This window comes from Nocardia sp. NPDC057440 (assembly GCF_042802915.1).
Lineage (GTDB): Bacteria > Actinomycetota > Actinomycetes > Mycobacteriales > Mycobacteriaceae > Nocardia.
On record NZ_JBHVDF010000001.1, the window covers coordinates 598835 to 617882 of the forward strand.

Annotated in this window: 16 protein-coding genes; 10 read left to right on the top strand and 6 right to left on the bottom strand. The window is 67.3% G+C overall.

Going from position 1 to position 19048, the window contains the following annotated elements:
* Nucleotides 1-26: 26 nt before the first annotated feature.
* The gene (gene pdxH, locus ACFU4Z_RS02535) at nt 27-809 is read right to left on the bottom strand and encodes a pyridoxamine 5'-phosphate oxidase (protein WP_379059139.1); all 783 of its coding nucleotides are present in this window, start codon (nt 807-809) and stop codon (nt 27-29) included.
* A 120-nt stretch (nt 810-929) separates the two neighbouring features.
* On the opposite strand from pdxH, the gene ACFU4Z_RS02540 reads away from it, so the two are divergent.
* The 3 genes from ACFU4Z_RS02540 (at nt 930) to ACFU4Z_RS02550 (ending at nt 7321) form a co-directional block, all read left to right on the top strand.
* The gene (locus ACFU4Z_RS02540) at nt 930-2078 is read left to right on the top strand and encodes a citrate synthase 2 (protein WP_328408933.1); all 1149 of its coding nucleotides are present in this window, start codon (nt 930-932) and stop codon (nt 2076-2078) included.
* Between the two features lie 624 nt (nt 2079-2702).
* On the top strand, nt 2703-6728 hold the full coding sequence (locus tag ACFU4Z_RS02545; protein WP_379059142.1) for an ATP-binding protein: 4026 nt from the start codon (nt 2703-2705) through the stop codon (nt 6726-6728).
* On the top strand, nt 6725-7321 hold the full coding sequence (locus ACFU4Z_RS02550) for an ATP/GTP-binding protein (protein WP_379059144.1): 597 nt from the start codon (nt 6725-6727) through the stop codon (nt 7319-7321). The genes ACFU4Z_RS02545 and ACFU4Z_RS02550 overlap by 4 nt, the downstream gene beginning before the upstream one ends.
* 186 nt (nt 7322-7507) lie before the next feature.
* Here the strand turns inward: ACFU4Z_RS02550 and ACFU4Z_RS02555 are convergent, their stop codons facing one another.
* Entirely contained in the window at nt 7508-8152 is a 645-nt protein-coding gene (locus ACFU4Z_RS02555) for a hypothetical protein (protein WP_379059146.1), read from the bottom strand.
* Between the two features lie 64 nt (nt 8153-8216).
* Here ACFU4Z_RS02555 and serC point away from each other — a divergent pair, with 64 nt between their 5' ends.
* The 3 genes from serC (at nt 8217) to ACFU4Z_RS02570 (ending at nt 12292) form a co-directional block, all read left to right on the top strand.
* Nucleotides 8217-9341, top strand: coding sequence for a phosphoserine transaminase (gene serC, locus ACFU4Z_RS02560; RefSeq protein ID WP_379059148.1), 1125 nt, complete (start codon nt 8217-8219; stop codon nt 9339-9341).
* A gap of 771 nt (nt 9342-10112) precedes the next feature.
* Nucleotides 10113-11243: a septation protein SepH gene (sepH, locus tag ACFU4Z_RS02565; protein WP_379059150.1), complete on the top strand. Its 1131-nt coding sequence runs from the start codon at nt 10113-10115 to the stop codon at nt 11241-11243.
* A 302-nt stretch (nt 11244-11545) separates the two neighbouring features.
* On the top strand, nt 11546-12292 hold the full coding sequence (locus ACFU4Z_RS02570) for a DUF6928 family protein (protein ID WP_379059152.1): 747 nt from the start codon (nt 11546-11548) through the stop codon (nt 12290-12292).
* 73 nt (nt 12293-12365) lie between these two features.
* On the opposite strand, the gene ACFU4Z_RS02575 is transcribed toward ACFU4Z_RS02570, so the two are convergent.
* Nucleotides 12366-12677 (bottom strand): DUF2537 domain-containing protein, encoded by a 312-nt coding sequence (locus ACFU4Z_RS02575; RefSeq protein ID WP_379059154.1) that lies wholly within the window; start codon nt 12675-12677, stop codon nt 12366-12368.
* Nucleotides 12678-12690: 13 nt separating this feature from the next.
* The gene (locus ACFU4Z_RS02580; RefSeq protein WP_379059156.1) at nt 12691-13494 is read right to left on the bottom strand and encodes a TrmH family RNA methyltransferase; all 804 of its coding nucleotides are present in this window, start codon (nt 13492-13494) and stop codon (nt 12691-12693) included.
* 148 nt (nt 13495-13642) lie between these two features.
* On the opposite strand from ACFU4Z_RS02580, the gene ACFU4Z_RS02585 reads away from it, so the two are divergent.
* Nucleotides 13643-14848, top strand: coding sequence for a GNAT family N-acetyltransferase (locus ACFU4Z_RS02585; RefSeq protein ID WP_379059157.1), 1206 nt, complete (start codon nt 13643-13645; stop codon nt 14846-14848).
* A gap of 176 nt (nt 14849-15024) precedes the next feature.
* On the top strand, nt 15025-15426 hold the full coding sequence (locus ACFU4Z_RS02590; protein WP_379059159.1) for a YccF domain-containing protein: 402 nt from the start codon (nt 15025-15027) through the stop codon (nt 15424-15426).
* Nucleotides 15427-15465: 39 nt separating this feature from the next.
* Here ACFU4Z_RS02590 and ACFU4Z_RS02595 read toward each other — a convergent pair whose 3' ends face one another.
* On the bottom strand, nt 15466-15903 hold the full coding sequence (locus ACFU4Z_RS02595; protein ID WP_379059160.1) for a MarR family winged helix-turn-helix transcriptional regulator: 438 nt from the start codon (nt 15901-15903) through the stop codon (nt 15466-15468).
* Between the two features lie 63 nt (nt 15904-15966).
* Here ACFU4Z_RS02595 and ACFU4Z_RS02600 point away from each other — a divergent pair, with 63 nt between their 5' ends.
* Nucleotides 15967-16206, top strand: coding sequence for a DUF2530 domain-containing protein (locus tag ACFU4Z_RS02600; RefSeq protein ID WP_379059161.1), 240 nt, complete (start codon nt 15967-15969; stop codon nt 16204-16206).
* A 2-nt stretch (nt 16207-16208) separates the two neighbouring features.
* Here ACFU4Z_RS02600 and ACFU4Z_RS02605 read toward each other — a convergent pair whose 3' ends face one another.
* On the bottom strand, nt 16209-18275 hold the full coding sequence (locus ACFU4Z_RS02605) for a neutral/alkaline ceramidase (RefSeq protein ID WP_379059162.1): 2067 nt from the start codon (nt 18273-18275) through the stop codon (nt 16209-16211).
* Nucleotides 18276-18402: 127 nt separating this feature from the next.
* Here ACFU4Z_RS02605 and ACFU4Z_RS02610 point away from each other — a divergent pair, with 127 nt between their 5' ends.
* Nucleotides 18403-19017: a TetR/AcrR family transcriptional regulator gene (locus tag ACFU4Z_RS02610; protein WP_379059163.1), complete on the top strand. Its 615-nt coding sequence runs from the start codon at nt 18403-18405 to the stop codon at nt 19015-19017.
* Nucleotides 19018-19048: the final 31 nt, after the last annotated feature.

The window sequence follows — 19048 nt, forward strand, 5'->3', positions numbered from 1 at the left end:
GGCTCGACGCGATATTCATCACTTGTTCACGGTTGCAGGCGCTGCACCTTCATCCCGTCGCTCTCGATGCGGACCCGGATCCGGTTGTGCAGCCTGCTGCGCCTGCCCTGCCAGAACTCCACCTCGTCGGGCCGCAGCAGATAGCCGCCCCAATGCGGCGGCACCGGAATGTCGTCGACCTCGGCGAAGCGGGCGGTGGTCTCGGCGAGAATCCGATCGAGCTCGGCGCGCGACCCGATCGGCCGCGACTGCTGTGAGGCCCACGCACCGAGCTGGGAGTCACGCGGTCGGGAACGCCAGTAGACGGCGATCGTCTCGGCGGGCACCAATTCGACCGTGCCGCGCACGTGCACCTGCCTGCCGAGGGCGGGCCAGACGAAGGTGGCCGCCGCGAACGGGTCGGCGGCAAGCTGCGCGCCCTTGGCCGAGTCGTAGTTCGTATAGAAGGTCACACCGTCGGGCGACAGACCCTTGCACAGCACCGTTCGCGCGACCGGCCGCGGACCGGCGTCGGTCAATGCCACGGTGGCGAGCACCATCGCGTTGGGTTCGGCGATGCCGACGGCGGTGGCCTGTTCGATCCAGTGGCGCAGCAGCGGTTCCCAACCGCCCGCCAACCAGGCTTCGTCCAGATCGGTGTCTTCACCGCTGCCGAACGGGGTGCCGCCGTACTCGACACGCATCGTCGCCAGGTCGCTTGCCGCCCGCAATACGGCCGGATCCGTCGATCCTCTCGCCACCGCGGCAGCCGTGGTTGCGAGGTTTTCGGCCGTTTCCTGGCCGGCAGGTGAATTGTCCAGGTCACGCATGGGCCAGACGTTACTCCGCGGTAGCAAGGAGCTAAGGTTTTCGTGATCGGCATGTGCTGGGTGATCCACATCCCTCTTCTCCCGCGAGCATGCGACCCGATGTGCAAGGAGAGTCACAACATGACTACCAGCCCTGCGGTTCCCGGTGGGCAGGCCACCGTACCGAGCGACTTCGTCAGCGGCCTCGAGGGTGTCGTGGCATTCACCACCGACATCGCCGAGCCGGACAAGGACGGCGGCGCGCTGCGCTACCGCGGCGTCGACATCGAGGACCTGGTCCTCGGACGGGTGACCTTCGGGGATGTATGGGCACTACTCGTCGACGGCGAGTTCGGCCGCAGCCTGCCGCCCGCGGAGCCGTTCCCGCTGCCGGTGCACACCGGCGATGTGCGTGTCGACGTGCAGGCAGGCCTCGCGATGCTGGCCCCGATCTGGGGCTACGAGCCGCTGCTCGACATCGACGACGAGACCGCGCGCGAGAACCTGGCCCGCGCCTCGGTGATGGCGCTGTCCTACGTGGCGCAGTCCGCGCGCGGCATCTACCAGCCCGCGGTGCCGCAGCGGAAGATCGACGAGTGCAACACCGTCACCGAGCGGTTCATGACTCGCTGGAAGGGTGACCCGGACCCGAAGCACACCGAGGCCATCGACGCCTACTGGGTTTCCGCCGCCGAGCACGGCATGAACGCCTCCACCTTCACCGCGCGGGTGATCGCCTCCACCGGAGCCGATGTCGCCGCGTCGCTGTCCGGCGCGATCGGCGCGATGTCGGGCCCGCTGCACGGCGGTGCGCCCGCGCGCGTGCTTCCGATGATCGAAGCGGTCGAAAAGACCGGTGACGCACGCGCTCTGGTCAAGGGCATCCTGGACCGCAAGGAAAAACTGATGGGCTTCGGCCACCGGGTCTACCGGGCCGAGGACCCGCGCGCCCGCGTGCTGCGCGCCACCGCCAAGCGTCTCGCCGCCCCGCGCTACGAGGTGGCCGCCGCGCTGGAGCAAGCCGCGCTGGCCGAGCTGCGTGAGCGCCGCCCGGACCGCGCCATCGAGACCAACGTCGAGTTCTGGGCCGCGGTCATCCTCGACTTCGCCGAGGTGCCCGCGCACATGATGCCCGCCATGTTCACCTGTGGCCGTACCGCGGGCTGGTGTGCGCACATCCTCGAGCAGAAGCAGCTCGGCAAGCTCGTCCGCCCGGCCGCCATCTACACCGGCCCCGCGCCGCGCCGCCCCGAGGACGTCGCGGGCTGGGCGACGGTCTCGCACTCCTGATTCGGTCACGCCTGCTTCCGATTCGAGCGCGGCTGCACCACGCATAGTTCGACTGCTCGGTTCGACACGGGGTAAATCCACGAGCCGGACGCGCGGCGGGATTTGTTGCCTGCCACGAGGTTCGGCTCGCGAAGCATCCCCGGAGGGACGTGCGTCGAAAGAGGGCTTACGGGGATGTCGGATCGTGAAATATCGCGGCGACGGATGTTCGGCATCGGCGTCGCAGCGGTGTGACGAGTGTGGCCGCCGGTTGTAGCGCGGACAACGCTAATACGCCGACCGCGCAGTCGATTACCACCACGACCACCACCGGTGGGAATGCCGCCGCGCCCGGCGTGATTTCACTGGCGCATACGCACCGACCGAAGTCCGGCACCGCCGCGAGCATCACTGCCGCGCTGCCCGCCCCGCTGTCGGCGGGCTTCATCTTCGTGCGCCTCCGACTCCTCGCACGGTTCATAACAACGATCCGTCCAAACGTGGGAACTGCGGGCATCCAGCCAGTAAGGTACCGATGCTGACGGACTATGTCCGGTGGTACTGATTGGCGGATCGCGGCTGCTCACCGGACATTTCGCCGAATGGCGATGCGACCGGATCGGTACGATCCGAGCGGAAGGCGGTATGAGGGTGGCGCAGACGGTGATCGCGCGCACTCGGTTGCGGAACCTCGAGCAGTGGCGCGTTCGCTGGAAAGTCACCGCCGCCGTTGCCGTTCCGCTCGCCGCGGCCATGCTGCTGGGCGGTCTTCGGTTGACGGTGTTCTTCAACGACTACTCCAACTACACCGATGCGGCCGACCGCATCTCCGACATTCCCGCCATCACCGCACTCGAATCGGCTGCCTCGACCGTCGCGGGCGGGCAGGTCTACGGCACCACCACCGACCAGGACTTGGTCGAACTATCCACCGCGATCACCGAGGCCACTATGCGCGCCGGGCGCGAGGGGATCGATCCGACGGTCGCCACGGCGTTGCGGGAGATGACCGCCACCAGCGAGGTCATCCGCGCGGGCGGCAAGGGCGGCGGCGGCGATCCGCTCAAAGCGGTGGGCTTGAACAACATGATCGCCCGTGAGGCGGTCGGCACCGTCGACCGGCTGCTCACGCCGATTCAGATCCCCTCGGTCGTCATGGGGAAGGTCCAGCTGTTCGATCTGCTGCTCGGCAAGTTGGAGGGCTTCAACTTCCTGATGGTCGCGATGTCGGCGATGCAGGATCCTTCGAAGGTCAACGACTTCAATGCCGCGCAAGGCTCCTTCCGCACACTGACCGACACCGTCGAACGCGACTTGCCCTCCGCCAAACCGGAACTCGATCGGGTGGTGCGCGCCAACAACGTCATCCTGAAGGCCGCGATCGACGAGGCCATCGAGACGGGCAAGGTGGAGTTGCCCGACCTGCGCGATCTGGCGCTCGGGTCCCGCGACGTGTACACCAAGCTCGCGAGCGATACCGTCGAGCGCATCTTCGCCGACGTCGACCATGTGGTCGACGCCTCCCGAGCCGCGGCGATCAAAGCCTCCGTCGTGGTGCTCGGCACGTTGATCGCGGCGCTGCTGTTCGGTCTGCTCGTCGCCCGCTCATTGCTGCGGCCGCTGCGCCGACTACGCGCGGGCGCGGCCAAGCTCGCCGATCGCGACCTGCCCGACGAAGTCGAGCGCATCAGCCTCGGCGCCCAACTCGAGCACATCAGGGTCAATCCGGTGCCCGTGCACACCGGCGAGGAAATCGGCGAGATCGCCCGCACGGTCGACCGACTACACGCGCAGGCACTCAAACTCGCTGCCCAGCAACAACAGCTGCGCGATCAGGTCAACGACATGTTCGAAACCATGGCCCGGCGCAACCAGACCCTGGTCGATCGCCAGCTCAGCATGATCGACGCACTGGAGTTCGAGGAGAAGGATCCCGAGCGGCTCGACCAGCTGTTCCGGCTCGATCACCTGGCCGCCCGCATGCGACGCAACAGCGCCAACCTGCTGGTGCTCGCAGGCACCAAATCGCGACTCGACCGGTCCGGGCCGGTGGAGGTGCGTGACGTTCTGCGCGCCGCAGGCTCCGAGGTCGAGGACTATCAGCGAGTGAAAACCGGTGCGACACCCGACGGTTGGGTGACGGGCACCGCGGCCACGGATCTGGTGCACCTGATCGCCGAGTTACTGGAGAACGCGCTGCGCGCATCGCCGCCGGACAGCGAGGTGTCCTTCGCCTACAGCAGGACCTCCGAGGGCGGCCTACTGGTCGAGGTCATCGACGTGGGCATCGGCATCGTGCCGAGCGAACTCGACGAGATCAACCGCAGGCTGGCGACCTTGGCGACGGCCACGCTGGCGACGACCAGGCAGATGGGTCTGTTCGTGGTCGGCAGACTTGCCGAACGGCACGGCATCACGGTGCGGCTGCGCCGTACCCAGGACCGCGCGCTCAATCCCGGCATCACCGCGAGCCTGCACATCCCCGCGCCCCTGATCGCGGTGCCGCCGCAGGAGCGTGACACTCCGGCGAGCGGAGCGCAGGTCATCCAGGTTCACCGGGACACGCTGCACACCGGCCGTACCCCGGTGCCGCCGGTCGGCGGCATGCCGCAGCCGGACAAGCCGAAGAGCCTGCTCACCGCTCCCGCCGGACTCCCGAGACCGCAGGCGAGCGGCATCGGCCAGCAACCGCTCACCCCCCGCCCCGCTCCGGAACCACCGGCCGCGACACCGCGGGCGGCACCGGTGATCACCAGCTACGGTCTGCCCAAACGAGTCCCGGGCGCCAACCGCAGGGGCGCACGCAACCAGGCAGGAGGCCTGCGCACCGCCGCGCTGTCACAGCCGACGCCGCGCCCGGCGGCACCTACCACCACGGCACCGACCAGACCGCAGGTCCCAACGCCGACCACGGCGCACTCGACACCAGCCACGGCGACTCCGACCTCAACGGCGTCAGCCACCCCGACACCGACCCCAATGGCGTCGACCACAGCGACACCGACCTCAGCGGCGTCCGCCACCGCGACACCGAACAAGCCACTGCCCAACACAGCCGCCCTGAACAACGCGAATATGGACACCCAGCAATACCGGGTCTCCCAGACCGCGTCGTTCTTCCGAGCCGCGCCGGTCAAACCAGGATCGAACGCCGACAAGGCAGCAGGCCAGACCCCGCCGCTGGTGGAGAAAGCCGCACCACAACCCGACAACACCGCAAGCCCGACACCGCCACCGGCGAACAAAGCCGCACCACAACCCGACAACACCGCAAGCCCGACACCGCCACTTCGCGGGAAGGCGGTACCGCAGTTGGACATGACGGCAGGCCGGAACCCGGCACCGCCGGGGAAGTCCATACCCGCCACGGCCCCTGGCGCAACACCGATCTCGTTGGCACTCGCGAACGCCGCCGACCAAGCAGCAGCATCAGCAACCGCGTCACCTTCGAGCACACCGCCGACAACCACACCGCCCGCGAGCACAGCGTCGAGCACCACACCACCCACGAACACACCGTCGAGCACCACACCACCCACGAACACAACCGCCGACGTGGTGGTCGACGCTGCTGCGCCATCGACGAGAACCGCGCCGCCTGCCCCTTCGCGATCGCCGGTGCCCGCACCTGCCGCCCGCGACGCGGCGGCATTTACCACCGCATCCACACCGGGAACCGCTCCTACCGCTGCGCAGACACCGAACGCCGCACGCCCCGCCGGCACCACCCCCACTCCCAGCAATGCGGCAACTCACGCTGCCTCGCCCACGACGAAAACCGCACCGCCTCCCAACTTTTCGCCATCGACGAACGCCACACCCCCGGCGGCCCCGATCGCATCGCCGAACACACCCCCCTCGGCGAACACCGGCCACGCAGCACACACGAATACCGCACCCACCGCCCACAAGGCACCGTTCACCTCACTGGCCCCACTCACCCCGCTCACCCCGCTCAGGCCCCATCGGACGGCGACGTCTCCTGCTTCACCCATCGGCACCGCATCCGGCGTCGATCAGGCGGCAACACCGACACTCACCGCAGCCGCCGATCGCACAGCGACCGCCGTACCACCCAGGCATCCCGATTCACGAGCCCAGCCGCCAGCACCCACGGCGTCACAGGCCGGACCCATGACCCGGGATGCCGATCGAGCACGCTCGCCTATTGCTTCGACACCAGCGAGCACCAGCAACGCCGACACACCGAACGCGACCGCTTCCGCACTACCGACCACCGCACCGAACACCAGGTCCGCGATGTCCATGGGCTCCGCCGCCCCAGCGAACCCCGCACCTGCCGCGCAAGAATCGGCGACACCAATCTTCGCGGGCATGATCTCGGCTTGGCTCGCTGATCCGGAGACCGGCCAGGAAGAGGCGCCGGCGAGTTGGAACTCGGCGGCGGATGAGGGGTGGTCGGCCGCGCAGCGGGCCGCCGATCAGCCGGTCACGCTGCGCACCAGAGCCGGGCTGCCCCTGCGGGAGCCGGGGAACCACCTGGTGCCGGGTGGTACGGAGCCGCCGCCAGCGGCGCAGGAGCAGCTCGACACCGACAGCCGTCCCGATCCCGCAGCGATACGGGACGGCCTCAAGAACTATGACCGTGGAGTACGCGACGGCCGGGCTACTCGTTCGTCGAAACCATTCGCAGCCGAGGACTTTCGATGACCGCACCCGAATCCGTAGCCCCCTCCTCCGGAACCCGCGCCGTCTCGGCGAAGATCGTGATCGCAGGCGAGTTCGGTGTCGGCAAGACCACGCTGGTAGGCGCGGTATCCGATATCGTCCCGTTGCGCACCGAGGCGGTGATCACCGATCTGAGCGCCGAGGTGGACGACACCTCTCCGGTTCCCGATAAACACACCACCACGGTGGCAATGGACTTCGGGCGCATCAGTCTGGCCGACGACCTGGTGCTCTACCTATTCGGCACGCCCGGCCAGCACCGCTTCTGGTTCATGTGGGACGACCTCAGCCTCGGTGCGATCGGCGCGATCGTGCTGGTCGATGCCCGCCGCGTGGACGAAAGCTTTGCGGCCGTCGACTACTTCGAGGAGCTCGGCCTGCCCTTCCTTGTCGCCGTCAACGAGTTCGACGATGGGCCGAAATTCCCCGAAGCGGCCATCCGCGATGCCCTGTCGGTGCCCGACCACGTCCCGGTCATGATGATCGACGCCCGCAACCGTGAGTCGGCGAAGAACGCACTAATCGCCGTCACCGGCTACGCCCTCAGCCGAGTCTCGCCCTCAGCCACCGCCTGACAAAGCAGCATCGCCCGAACGGGACATGATCGAGCGGCTCCTCGAGGTTTGCCGCAGCCGTGTCCCGTTCACGAGTGACCTGGACGTCGGGGTTGACACCCCAGATCGCCAACGTCATGAACAGGTCCGCGAACCCCACCACGATGATTGCCGCGGTTCACGGACCGCCTGGACTCGGCCGAGGCGCTAGTCCTCGCCGAGTGAGGCGAGCCAGTCGACGGCCACCGAGTCACCGCGGTCGACGGTGAAGAAGGCGACCTCGAGATGCTGGCCGAGATCGACGAGACCGATGGCGGCCAGCGGAACCGGCTGGACCAGGCGCACCCGCCACGGCTTCGGCTCGTCCCAGGCGCGCAGCTCGAGGTCGAGGCGAAGCACCGGATCGTCGCGGCCGCCGTAATCGGCCGCGACGGGTGCGGCGGCGAGCACGGTGGCGTCGGCGCGGCGGCCGTCGGACAGGATCTTCGAAATGCTCGCCCGCTCGGCCTCCGCGAGATCGGGCACGTACAACACGAGTCGGTCGCGGTCACCCGGATCGACCCGGCAGCACACGACATCACCGGGCTGCATCCATTCCAGGTCGTCTTCACGCATGCGCTGAGGCACCCTGGTCTCGTAGGGCAGCTCCCCGTCGATATGCACCCGAACCCAGAACACATGCCCCGGTTCGCCGCGCTGTGGCCGCACCCCCAAGATCGTTGCGGAGCCTTGGGCTCCTCGTATCAGCAACTCCCGCCGCTGCGCATCCGACATCGATCCGGCGCGTAGTCCGAACTTACGTGGCCGCCGACTGCGCAATCGCCACCCCGAGATAGCCGACGCCATGTTCATGGGCGTCAACGTTAGCTGGAGTGTGGTCAGCAACACAGCAATACCACCGTCTACCCTGTGTGCCATGACCACTGCGTTCCCGACGATTCCCGACGATCTCAAGCCCGCCGACGGACGGTTCGGCTGTGGCCCCTCCAAGGTGCGACCGGAGCAGTTGCAGTCCCTGGTCGAGGTGGGCGCCTCGGTGTTCGGAACCAGTCACCGGCAGAAACCGGTCAAAGACGTGGTCGCGCGGGTGCGCAGCGGACTGCGTGAGCTGTTCGCGCTGCCCGACGGCTACGAGGTCGTGCTCGGCAACGGCGGCACCACCGCGTTCTGGGATGCCGCCGCGTTCGGCCTGATCCGCGAGCGTTCGCTGCACCTGACCAACGGTGAGTTCAGCTCGAAGTTCGCCACGGTGGCCAAGGGCAACCCGTTCATCGGCGATCCGATCGTGGTCTCCTCGGAGCCCGGCAGCGCCCCGGAGCCGGTGTCGGACCCGTCGGTCGACTTGATCGGCTGGGCCCACAACGAAACCTCCACCGGCGTCGCGATCCCCGTGCAGCGCCCGGCCGGTTCGGAGCACGCCCTCATCGCCATCGACGCCACCTCCGGCGCCGGCGGTCTGCCGGTGAATATCGCCGACTCCGACGTCTACTACTTCGCACCGCAGAAGTGCTTCGCCTCCGACGGCGGCCTGTGGGTCGCGCTGATGAGCCCCGCCGCGCTGGCCCGTGTCGAGGAGATCAAGGCCTCGGGTCGGTGGACCCCCGAGTTCCTTTCGCTGCCGATCGCGATCGACAACAGCACCAAGGACCAGACCTACAACACCCCAGCCCTCGGCACCCTGCTCCTGTTCGCCAACCAGATCGAGTGGCTCAACAACAACGGCGGCCTGGACTGGGCGGTCAAGCGGACCCTGGATTCGTCCTCGCGCCTGTACTCCTGGGCCGAGTCGAGTGAGTTCGCCACGCCGTACGTCACCGACCCGGCACACCGTTCGCAGGTCGTCGGCACCATCGACTTCGCCGACTCGGTCGACGCGGCCGCCGTCGCGAAGGTGCTGCGCGCCAACGGAATCGTCGACACCGAGCCCTACCGCAAGCTCGGCCGCAACCAGCTGCGCGTCGGCATGTTCCCGGCGATCTCCCCCGAAGACGTCAGCCAATTGACCCGCAGCATCGACTACGTCGTAGAGAAGCTGGCCTAGCACCAACCACGGAGAGCAGTCCGACCAACGCCGTTCGCGACCGCTCACACCCGTTCGCAACCACGCACCCAGTGGCCGAGCGGGTCCAGTACCCGGGGCGCATCCAGCAAAGTCGCGACAACCCCACAGACACACCCTTCGGCACAACGACACCTTCCGAGTGAAGCCAGATCCAGCACTAGAGTTCGCCCGGTCTCGCGTCCGAGCAGCCGAAGCGCAAGCAACAAAGTCGCAAGATCCCCACAGGCGTGCCCACCAGGCACGATGACGTCTTCCGACAGCAACATCCAGCACTAGTGTTCGCGGCCATCTCACGCCCGAGCAGCCGAAGCGCAGACAACAAAGTCGCAAGATCGCCACATACGCGCCCCCTAGGCACGATGATGTCCTTCGAGCGAAGCGAGACCCAGCACTAGAGTTCGCGACCCCAACCCGAGTCCGAACACCCGCAAGCACAGACAACAAGTCGCAACACCCCCACAGACACACCCCCTCGGCACGATGATGTCTTCCGAGCGAAGCGAGACCAAGGGGGCCGCGAACACGCAGCGCCGCAGGCGCTGCCAATCAAACACAGCCAAAAAAACACAGACACGCCACGCTCGACACGCCGTACCAGCACGCGCCGCGAATCGAACAGAGCAGATTAGCGGGGCACAGCGGGTTATTGCCCGATTTCCGTGCCGCGTGTCTTGCCCCGAGATCATCAGTAGTGCACTACTGTTTCGGAAAGTGGGCGGTGTCGCGAGCCGACGCGATAAGGAGGTAACGGTGCGTGAACTTCGAGTGATCGGGGTGACGCCCGACTCCACGCACATCGTGTGTATCGACACCGAGACCGGCAACAAGTACCGGCTGCCCGCCGACGACAAGCTTCGAGCCGCAGCCCGCGGAGACCTTGCCCGATTCGGCCAGATTGAGATCGAAATGGAAGCAACTATGCGTCCTCGCGATATTCAAGCTCGTATCCGTGCCGGAGCCTCCGTCGAACAGGTCACCGAAGAGTCCGGGATGCCGGCCAGCAGGGTCGAGCGTTTCGCCTACCCCGTGCTGCTGGAGCGCGCTCGCGCCGCCGAACTCGCGCAGAAGGCGCATCCGGTCCGCGCCGACGGCCCCGCGGTGGAAACCCTCATCGATATCGTCACCGCCGCCTTCACCGAGCGCGGGCACAATATCGAGGGCGTCGAATGGGATGCCTGGAAAGACGAGAAGGGTTTCTGGGTCGCCCAACTGCAGTGGCAGAACGGCCGTTCCGACATCACGGCGCACTGGCGCTACCAGCCGGATGCCCACGGTGGTTCGGTGTCGCCCCTCGACGATCCCGCTTCCGATCTGATCGATCCCGATTTCGGCCGCGCGCTACGCGGGCTTGCCACGATTCTCCCGCCGCAGGCCGAGATCGAGGCGCCTGCCGCGCCCGAGGTTCCGGTGGAGACCAGGCCGGCCGAAACTCGCCCCGCCGAAGCTCGTCCGGCTCGGGAAGCGGCCCCGGCCGCGCGGACCGCGCCCCGGCAGAACCAGCCGATGCTGGACGAGTACTACGAGCAGCGTTCCGTCGTCGCGGGTGGCAGCAGCACCGCTATCCCGGCAGCCGCGAGCACCAACGCTATTCCGGCCGCGAGCGGTACCGCGCCTGCCGTAACGGCGGGAACCAGCACGGCACCCGCCGCGGGTGCTTCGACTACCGCGACGCCGGCACCGAGAGCGGGCGCCGTCCCGGCCGAGCCCGCCGCGCCGAAGGCTCCGGCTGCTCCGAAGGCTCCGGCGGCCTCCACCGAGGAGCCCGCCAAACCCAGCAACGGCAAGGCCGCCCCCGCGAAGTCCAATCGGACCAAGCGCGGTAAGGCTCCGATGCCGTCCTGGGAGGACGTGCTGCTCGGCGTCCGTAGCTCCGGCCACTGAGTCATCTGGTCACCTAACCCTTTTCACCGCCGTTCGGTATGGGCATTCGACCGCCCGGCAAATGTTTGCCAGCGGCGATACTGAGGTTGCTGGGACGCCTCGATCGTGGATTTCTTGGGCCGCTGGCGTGTTCGCGGCCGGAAGCTGCGCCCTTCGCGGTCAAGTACGGGTAGATTTCCGGTGTGCCGTCGAGTGGTTTTGTCGGCGTTGGGCGGTTCGAGGTGACAGCACGTTGTCAAGATCACCGAGAGTTGCTCGAAGTTCGCGGAGCTGTTTCGTGCAACCATCGGGAGGTGCCGGAAATGCTGTCCAAAGCTTCGTCCCTCTGGTACGTCGACGCACTCGATCCATTGGCGGTACTGCGCGCGAACCACGATCCGGACCCGGATGCGGCACTTGCCCTAGCCAAGCAGCTGCACGCCGACCGAGATGTGTTGCCGATCATGGTCGGCACACTCGGTGGTTGCGCCGGTCCCGACGTCGACGAGGTGTACATCGGCTGCTATCCCGGTGTCACCGTGGTGTGTTCGACGCAGGCGGCGTTGGTGCATCCGACGGCGCTGCCCGAACTACTCGTCCGGCCGCTGGCCTCCGATCACACCTATCTCGTCGCGTTCGACGCCGCGCACGGCTGGGGCGCGTTCGCGCATTGGGAGCGTGGCGAATTCCGGCGCGCCTTCAGTTCGACGCGGGTCAACATTCTCGAAGACGAGGGCCTGCCGCTGGTGTGGGAGCGCCCCTACTGGGCGGGCGATCATCCAGTGCAGTGGTATCCCGGCGACCTGCCCGACCCGCAGACGCTGCCTTTCGATCCACCCGACTTCGCCGACGCCGCCAATCATCAGTGGCTCGGATTCCACTACCGCGAGCCCGCGACCGACGGCGCGCTGATGCCCGGCGATATCTCGGTGTGCGGTTTCACCCTGTACCCGAAGGGCCAAGCACCGGACCCGGCGACCCTGGTGCCCAGGGACGAGGAGACAGACATCGACGCGAAACGCAGACGCGGCCTTTTCAGTTGGCTGCGCGGCCGGGACCGGGTCTCCTGACCGGCAACGCCGCCATCTGATCGCAGTCCGGTCGAGCCCGCGTACCGACGAGCGCGGGCCGGGCCGGCGCGCCTTATGCCGCCAACCCGCCGAACAGCAGCGCCAGCCAGCCGAGCAGCACACCGGCCGCACCACCGGCGAGCACCCAACGGGTCACCGGAGCGTAGCGCCAGCGCCAGGCCGTCGGTGCGGCCCCGCCGGCCGCGACGAGGTTCACCACCACCGCGAGTATCGGATGCACTTGCGCCAACGCGTCACCGAACGCGTACACCGCGACCGCCGTCAGCAATCCCACCATGACGGCGACGGTGACCCCGGCGGCCCACGGCGTCGGGTCCTGGTAGGGCGGATAGGGCCGGTACGCCCCGTTCGGCAGGTAGTTCACGACCATCCCTCGTTCACGATGTCCGCACCCGTTCATAGAACGCCATTGCCGCCGCGGTAGCGACATTCAACGAGTCGGTGCCCGGCGACATCGGAATTCTGGCGCGGATATCGGTGGCCTGCATGGCCTCCTCGGTCAACCCGGGTCCCTCCGCACCCAAAAGCAAGGCCACCCGCTCCCCCGTCATCGCCGTCGCCAGATTCATCGCAGCCGGATCAGGCGTCAGCGCGATGATCTGGAATCCCTTGTCTCGCAGCATATCCAGTCCGCCTGGCCAGTGCGGGAGTTGCGCGAACGGCACTCGGAGCACATGGCCCATCGACACCCGCACGGCCCGCCGATACAGCGGATCGGCGCATCGGTCCCCGAACAGAATCGCCTCGGCCCCCAACCCCGCCGCGTTCCGGAACATCGATCCGAGGTTCTCGTGATCGTTGACGCCTTCCAGCACCGCCACCGTCCGCGCCCCGTCGAGCGCCTCGCCCACGGTCAGTTCGGCGGGACGCTGGGCCACGGCGAGCACCCCGCGATTGAGGTGAAACCCCACCACCTGCGCCATCACCTCGGCACTCGCCCGGTAATACGGCACGTCGACACCGGCGAGATCGGCCGCGAGCTCGTCGCGCCGCTTATCCACCCCGAGCAACGCACTCGGCCGGAACCGCGAGCCGAGCATCCGTTGCACCACGACGACCCCCTCCGCGATGACCAGCCCCTTGCGCCCAGGCAGGTCGGGCCGCCGATCAGCGGACTTGAGGTCGCGAAAGTCATCGACCCGCGGATCGGCGGGGTCGTCGATATCGATCACTTCGGCCACAAGAACACATCCTGCCGGGCCGCACCGCCGACATCGACACCGGTGCCCGCCCGCTTCGACCGGCAGATCCAACGCGGACGGCGGCCGGAGCGGCACACCGGCGGAAAATTGGGTGCGAGCGGGCGCGGGTCCGTGGGATCGTCCAGGTATGACGCTGATACCCGGTATCACCATTCGATCGGCTACCGAGGACGATGCGGCCGGGATCGGGCTCGTGGTCCAGACGGCCTTCGGGATGCGACCCGACGAGGCGTTGCGGGAGCCGTATCGGCGGCTGTTTCCGCCGGAGAACGCGATTGTCGCGGTGGACGGCGACCGGGTGGTCGGGCATGTGGAGTCAACGGAGATGACGTTGACGGTGCCGGGCGAGCGGACCGTCGCGGCCTGCGGAATCGCCGGGGTCGCCGTGGCGCCCACGCATCGACGGCGCGGGATTCTGCGCGCGATGTACGCCGAACAGCATCGACGGATCGAGGCGGCCGGGCCGCCGTTGACGATCTTCACCGCGAGCCAGGGCGGCATCTACGGACGGTTCGGATACGGGCCCGCGATCCGGGAAAACGCCGTGCACATCGATCGGCGCTTCGCCGAGTTCCGGCCTTCCGCACCGAATCCCGGCGGCGTGGAACTGGCGATACTCGCCGAGTCGACCGAACGGGTGCGGGCGATCTACGACCGGTGGCGCAGGCTGACCCCCGGCGCGCAAGTGCGACCCGATGCACGCTGGGAGGCCACCTTCCTCGACCCCGAGCGTTTCCGGGACGGCGGCACCGATCTTTACGCGCTCCTGCACCAGGACGGCTACGTGTTGTACCGGTACCACTACCGGGACTCCGTCAAAACCGCCAGTGTGGTCGAGATCCGGACGGTGACCGCCGAAGCCCATGCCGCACTGTGGCGGACGCTCTGCGGACTGGATCTCGTCACCAGGATCGAGGCCGAACTCCCCGACAACGACCCGCTCCCCTACCTGCTGACCGATCCGAGACAGGTGCGGACCGACAACCGCTACGACGGACTCTGGTTGCGGCTCATGGATGTCCCGGCCGCGCTCGGCGCGCGCTCGTATCCGCGCGACCTGGATGTCGTACTCGCAGTGACCGACCCGTTCCGGAACGCGGGCGGTGTCTTCGCACTGCGGGTACGCGACGGTGTCGCCGACTGTGCGCCGACCACCCGTACCGCCGACATCGAACTCGGCATCGACGTGCTCGGCAGCATGTACCTCGGCGCGTATCCGGCGCGGGTGTTCGCCGCCGCGAACCGGTTGCACGCCAAGGATTCCGGGCAGGTACGCGCGCTCGACGAAGCGTTCGGGGCCGAGCGCGACGCGGTTCTCGGCTGGTTCTTCTGACACCTCGTCCCGACACCTTGGGCACCGGTTCCGGGATCATGGCCGCTGCCGGCGCGTGCAGCCGTATCGGCGCTGGTAGACGGGTCAACCTGATCCCGCATCAGGGTCTGTCCCCGAGACGATGTAGTCCCCAGGAGTGATGCCCGAATTGCCGGTCTGCTGGCATGCTGGAGCACATGAAGCCGATTCAGCTCATCCTCAACGTGCTCTGGCTGGTGTTCGTCGGGTTCTGGATGGCACTGGGCTACATCCTCGCCGGCATCATCTGCTGCATCCTGATCATCACGATCCCGTGGGGCATCGCGTCGTTCCGGATCGCGGCCTACGCGCTGTGGCCGTTCGGGCGGACCACCGTGGAGAAGCCTGGCGCGGGCGCGGGTTCGCTGCTCGGCAACATCATCTGGTTCGTCGTGGCGGGCTGGTGGCTCGCGCTCGGCCACCTGCTCACCAGCATCCCGCTGTTCATCTCGATTATCGGAATCCCGTTCGGATGGGCGAATATCAAGCTGATCCCGCTGTCGCTGTTCCCACTCGGCCGCGAGATCGTCGACAGCGACCAGCCCTTCGGCGCACGATAGCTCCAGCAACGCCGGATAGCAGGGGGTCGCTGCCCGGGGTTATTCGGACTCGGTGACGAGTTGCTTCATGATGGCGACGGCCCTGGTCAAAACGACCAGCTGCTCGTCGGTCAGGGTGGAAAGCTGCTCGGTCATCCAGGCCTCGCGGGCACTGGTCTCATCGGCGATCAACGCACGGCCCGCATCCGACAGCGAGACGATAATCTGCCTGCCGTCGGTCGGGTGCGGCTTGCGCTCGACCAACTCCAGGTCCGACAGTGAGGCGATCACCCGCGTCATCGACGGCGGCTGCACGCGCTCCTTGGCCGCGAGAGCGCCCGGCGTCATCGCGCCGTCCCGGTGCAGAGTGGCCAGCGCGGACAGCTGGGTCAGCGAAATTTGCGCATCGGCGCGCCGCCCCCGCAGATGTCGCGTCAAACGCACCACCGCAAGCGACAGCTCACCAGCGAGAGCTCGAACATCCGATGGCGTCGTCACAGTGGCAAACGATACGGGACCTGTTGGCTGCGGGACGACTGTTCTCGCAGCTACCCTGGGGCGGTGACGCAGAAAGTGCCCGAGATCCCGCAGCGGCTCACCGATCCACGGCCGGTACTCGCCGTTGGCAGCGCGCTGTGGCTGATCGCCACGGTGGTGGTGTGGGCCAGTGGCGAGCGTTGGGAGTCGGCCCGCCCGGTGTGTCTCATGGGGCTGGCCGTCGGTCTGCTCGGGTACACGATCTTCGCGATCCAGCGCCGTGGCGCGCGGCGCGGCGACAAAGGCGCGCAAACCGGCCTCTAGCGTCAGACCACGTCGAATTCGTCGGTGGTGCCGGTGAACGGGTGCAGTGTGCCGTTCGGGCTCAGGCTGTCCGCGTAGTGCTGCAGGCGGTATCGGCCCGGCGTCGCATCGGACGGGACGTCCCAGGTGAAGCGGGCCACGGAGGCGGCGGAACCGCGCTTGCTCCAGTAGAAGCGCACTGCCCACTCGCCCTCGTTGGCGACGCGCACCCACTCGCCGGAACTGTTGCGCCGCTGCACTTCCAGGAAGGTGCCGTTGCGGCGTGGATTGTGCTTCGGGTGTGCGGAAACGAATTCGGCGGCGACTCCGGCGCCGCGGGCCGCGGTCGCGGCGGGCTGGACCAGCACGTCACCGAAGGTGCGGCCGGGCGGCGTGGCGTCGGGGCCCGGCGCGGGCTGGAAATTCGGCTGCATAGCGGACACGTCACGCGGGGCCGGACCGCGGGGAACCTGCTGACGTGCGGCGAAAGCCGTTGCCAGCCGGGTGAATTCCTGCAGATAGGCACTCAGGGTATAGCGCCCGAACAGGGTTGACCCGCCCTCGTACTGCTGGGAGTCGTATTCCTCTGGGGTGGTGACATATTCGTGGTAGGCATTCGCGTAACCCTGCATGAGCACCTGCTCCAGCGAGACGCCGAGGGCCGCCGCCACCGCGCGGCGAATCCGCAGACCTGAGACGATGGTGAATTCTCCGCCGCCACCCGCCAGGTAGAGCTCACCGATGCGGACGATCTGGATGGGCACCACGCTCGGCACCCACGGCACCGGCGGCAGCAGGCCGAGCGGCGCGACGATCGCCTTGGGCGCCTGGGCATCCTCGAGCCACGCCGGCGCCGGGACGTTGGGGTTGCCGAGCGCGTCGATGAGCGGGTTGCGCACACCCTCCGGAATGGGAATCCCCGGCAAACCGGGGCCGTCCTCGGTGCTGCCCGCGATGAGCGAAACGCCCGCGGCGGCGGGGGCGGTGTGGCGCGGCAGTCCATCCGGAGTGAAGCGACCGTCGACGGCGATGTCTGCGAGGTCGATATAACAGAGCATCGAGTCGACCGGTCCGGCCAGCGACTTCGCCTCGGCGAGTGCGGCTTTCGCCGCGTGGTACTGCCGCTCACCGAGGATGCGGGTGTTCTCGAACTCGTCCTCGGTGGGGCCGGAGCCCGGGCTCAGGTTCAGGTTCGGCGACATGTCGCCCGCGTTGGTCTGGGCGAAGGCGGCGATGAAATCGGCAGCGCCGTCGAGGTATCGGACGCCGTGTTCGATGTGCTCGAACGAGAAAGACGCGTAGCCCTTGTTATCCGCGCTGATCAACCGGTTCTGGTTGGTCATCGAGGTGTTGTGAGTCGCGAACCAGGTGATGGCGCCGACCTGTCTGCCACCCTTGACGATCGACAGCGCGGTGACCGCCGGATCGATGGCCTGCGGGAAATACTGTTTGTCCGCATCAGGGTTGCGGTCGAAGGCGACGCGGGACCGGTTGACACTGGCGTCGTGCAGTTCGCCACGGCCGAGCGCGAGCGAGCCAGGACCGAGATCCGCGTGCGCGGCGGCGATCGCCTCCACGATGCCGTGCACTTCGGCGTCGTAGACCTGCTGCTGAAAACCGAGGATCGACAGGTTGTATGCGTAATCGTTGCTGGAGCCGCCGCAGGTCGCGTGCGAGTGCGTCGAGGTGAGCAACACATTCTGCTCGGTGTAGAGGTCGCCGAAGCGTCGAGCGAGCTCGAGCAGGACGCCGCGGTGCACGGACTGGAAGATCATGCCGTTCTCCGCGACCGCGAACACGATTCGCCGCTCGGCGGCGGCGATGATGAACGCGCGGGCGCGCGGGCGCAGGTGGATGCCCGCGGTCTGCTGCTCGAACTGCGAGTAGCCCATCATTCCGCATTCGGCGGCCGGACCCGTGATATCGGAAATGCCGATGCCGATGAGGTATCCGCCGGACCCCGGTGCCGCCGCGGCGGACGCACTCAATGCCGTAGTTACGCCCGGCAGGGTGGCCACTGCTGCCGCGGTAGCCACCGTGGCCGAACCCGCCACAGTTCGGGCCAAAACCGTCCTTCGTGACACCGGCATACGCGTCTCCCTTCGATCCCGCTCTGCAGCGAACCACACAACTGGACGCTCGTCCAGTCGAGATTTTTCGCCGCGCGAATTGACTGCACGCATCTTGAACGCTTAACTCCCAGAGGTGTCCTCCCGATTGAGCGTCGAAGAACGAAGGGCCCACCTTATCGAGGCAGCCATCGGCCTTGCCGAGAAAAAAGGCGTGGCGGGCGTGACCACGCGCGATGTGGCTCAGGCGGCAGGCGTTTCGCTCGGTGTGGTGCATTACTGTTTCGAAAACAAGGACGCGCTGATGACCGAGCTGGTCAAAGCGTTGTCGATGGAATTACGCGATTCTGTCGACGCCAATGAAACAGTTTGGCAAGACGTCGGAAGTGGAAAAGAAGCGCTTCAGAAATTGGTGCGCGCCGGACTCGAACTGATGTGGCTGAACATTGAAGCCACACCGGAACGACAGCTACTCACTTACGAAACGACGACTTACGCACTTCGCGAGGGCGAACAAACACCGGCGAAACTCGCGATTGCGCGCGAACAGTACGCATTCAACGACTCCACCGTCGCCGACATCCTCGATCACGCGCGCGATGCGACCGGAAGCCGGTTCACGATGCCGGTGCACGACCTGAGCCGGTTCACCCTCAGTGTGATCGACGGGATCGTGTTGCGCTGGCTGGTGGACAACGACAGTGAGAGCGTTCGCGGGCAGCTGGACCTGCTCAGTGAGATGGTGTCGAACTACGCGGAATAGGCGAGCTGCCGTAGCGCGCCGGGCGGCAGCG

Excerpts from the sequence above, each read along its gene's own strand:
- ACFU4Z_RS02590 (WP_379059159.1), top strand. The coding sequence starts at position 15,025 with ATGAAGCCGATTCAGCTCATCCTCAACGTGCTCTGGCTGGTGTTCGTC.
- ACFU4Z_RS02550 (WP_379059144.1), top strand. The coding sequence starts at position 6,725 with ATGACCGCACCCGAATCCGTAGCCCCCTCCTCCGGAACCCGCGCCGTC.
- ACFU4Z_RS02545 (WP_379059142.1), top strand. The coding sequence starts at position 2,703 with ATGAGGGTGGCGCAGACGGTGATCGCGCGCACTCGGTTGCGGAACCTC.
- pdxH (WP_379059139.1), bottom strand. The coding sequence starts at position 809 with ATGCGTGACCTGGACAATTCACCTGCCGGCCAGGAAACGGCCGAAAAC.
- ACFU4Z_RS02585 (WP_379059157.1), top strand. The coding sequence starts at position 13,643 with ATGACGCTGATACCCGGTATCACCATTCGATCGGCTACCGAGGACGAT.
- ACFU4Z_RS02540 (WP_328408933.1), top strand. The coding sequence starts at position 930 with ATGACTACCAGCCCTGCGGTTCCCGGTGGGCAGGCCACCGTACCGAGC.
- ACFU4Z_RS02555 (WP_379059146.1), bottom strand. The coding sequence starts at position 8,152 with ATGAACATGGCGTCGGCTATCTCGGGGTGGCGATTGCGCAGTCGGCGG.
- ACFU4Z_RS02570 (WP_379059152.1), top strand. The coding sequence starts at position 11,546 with ATGCTGTCCAAAGCTTCGTCCCTCTGGTACGTCGACGCACTCGATCCA.
- ACFU4Z_RS02605 (WP_379059162.1), bottom strand. The coding sequence starts at position 18,275 with ATGCCGGTGTCACGAAGGACGGTTTTGGCCCGAACTGTGGCGGGTTCG.
- serC (WP_379059148.1), top strand. The coding sequence starts at position 8,217 with ATGACCACTGCGTTCCCGACGATTCCCGACGATCTCAAGCCCGCCGAC.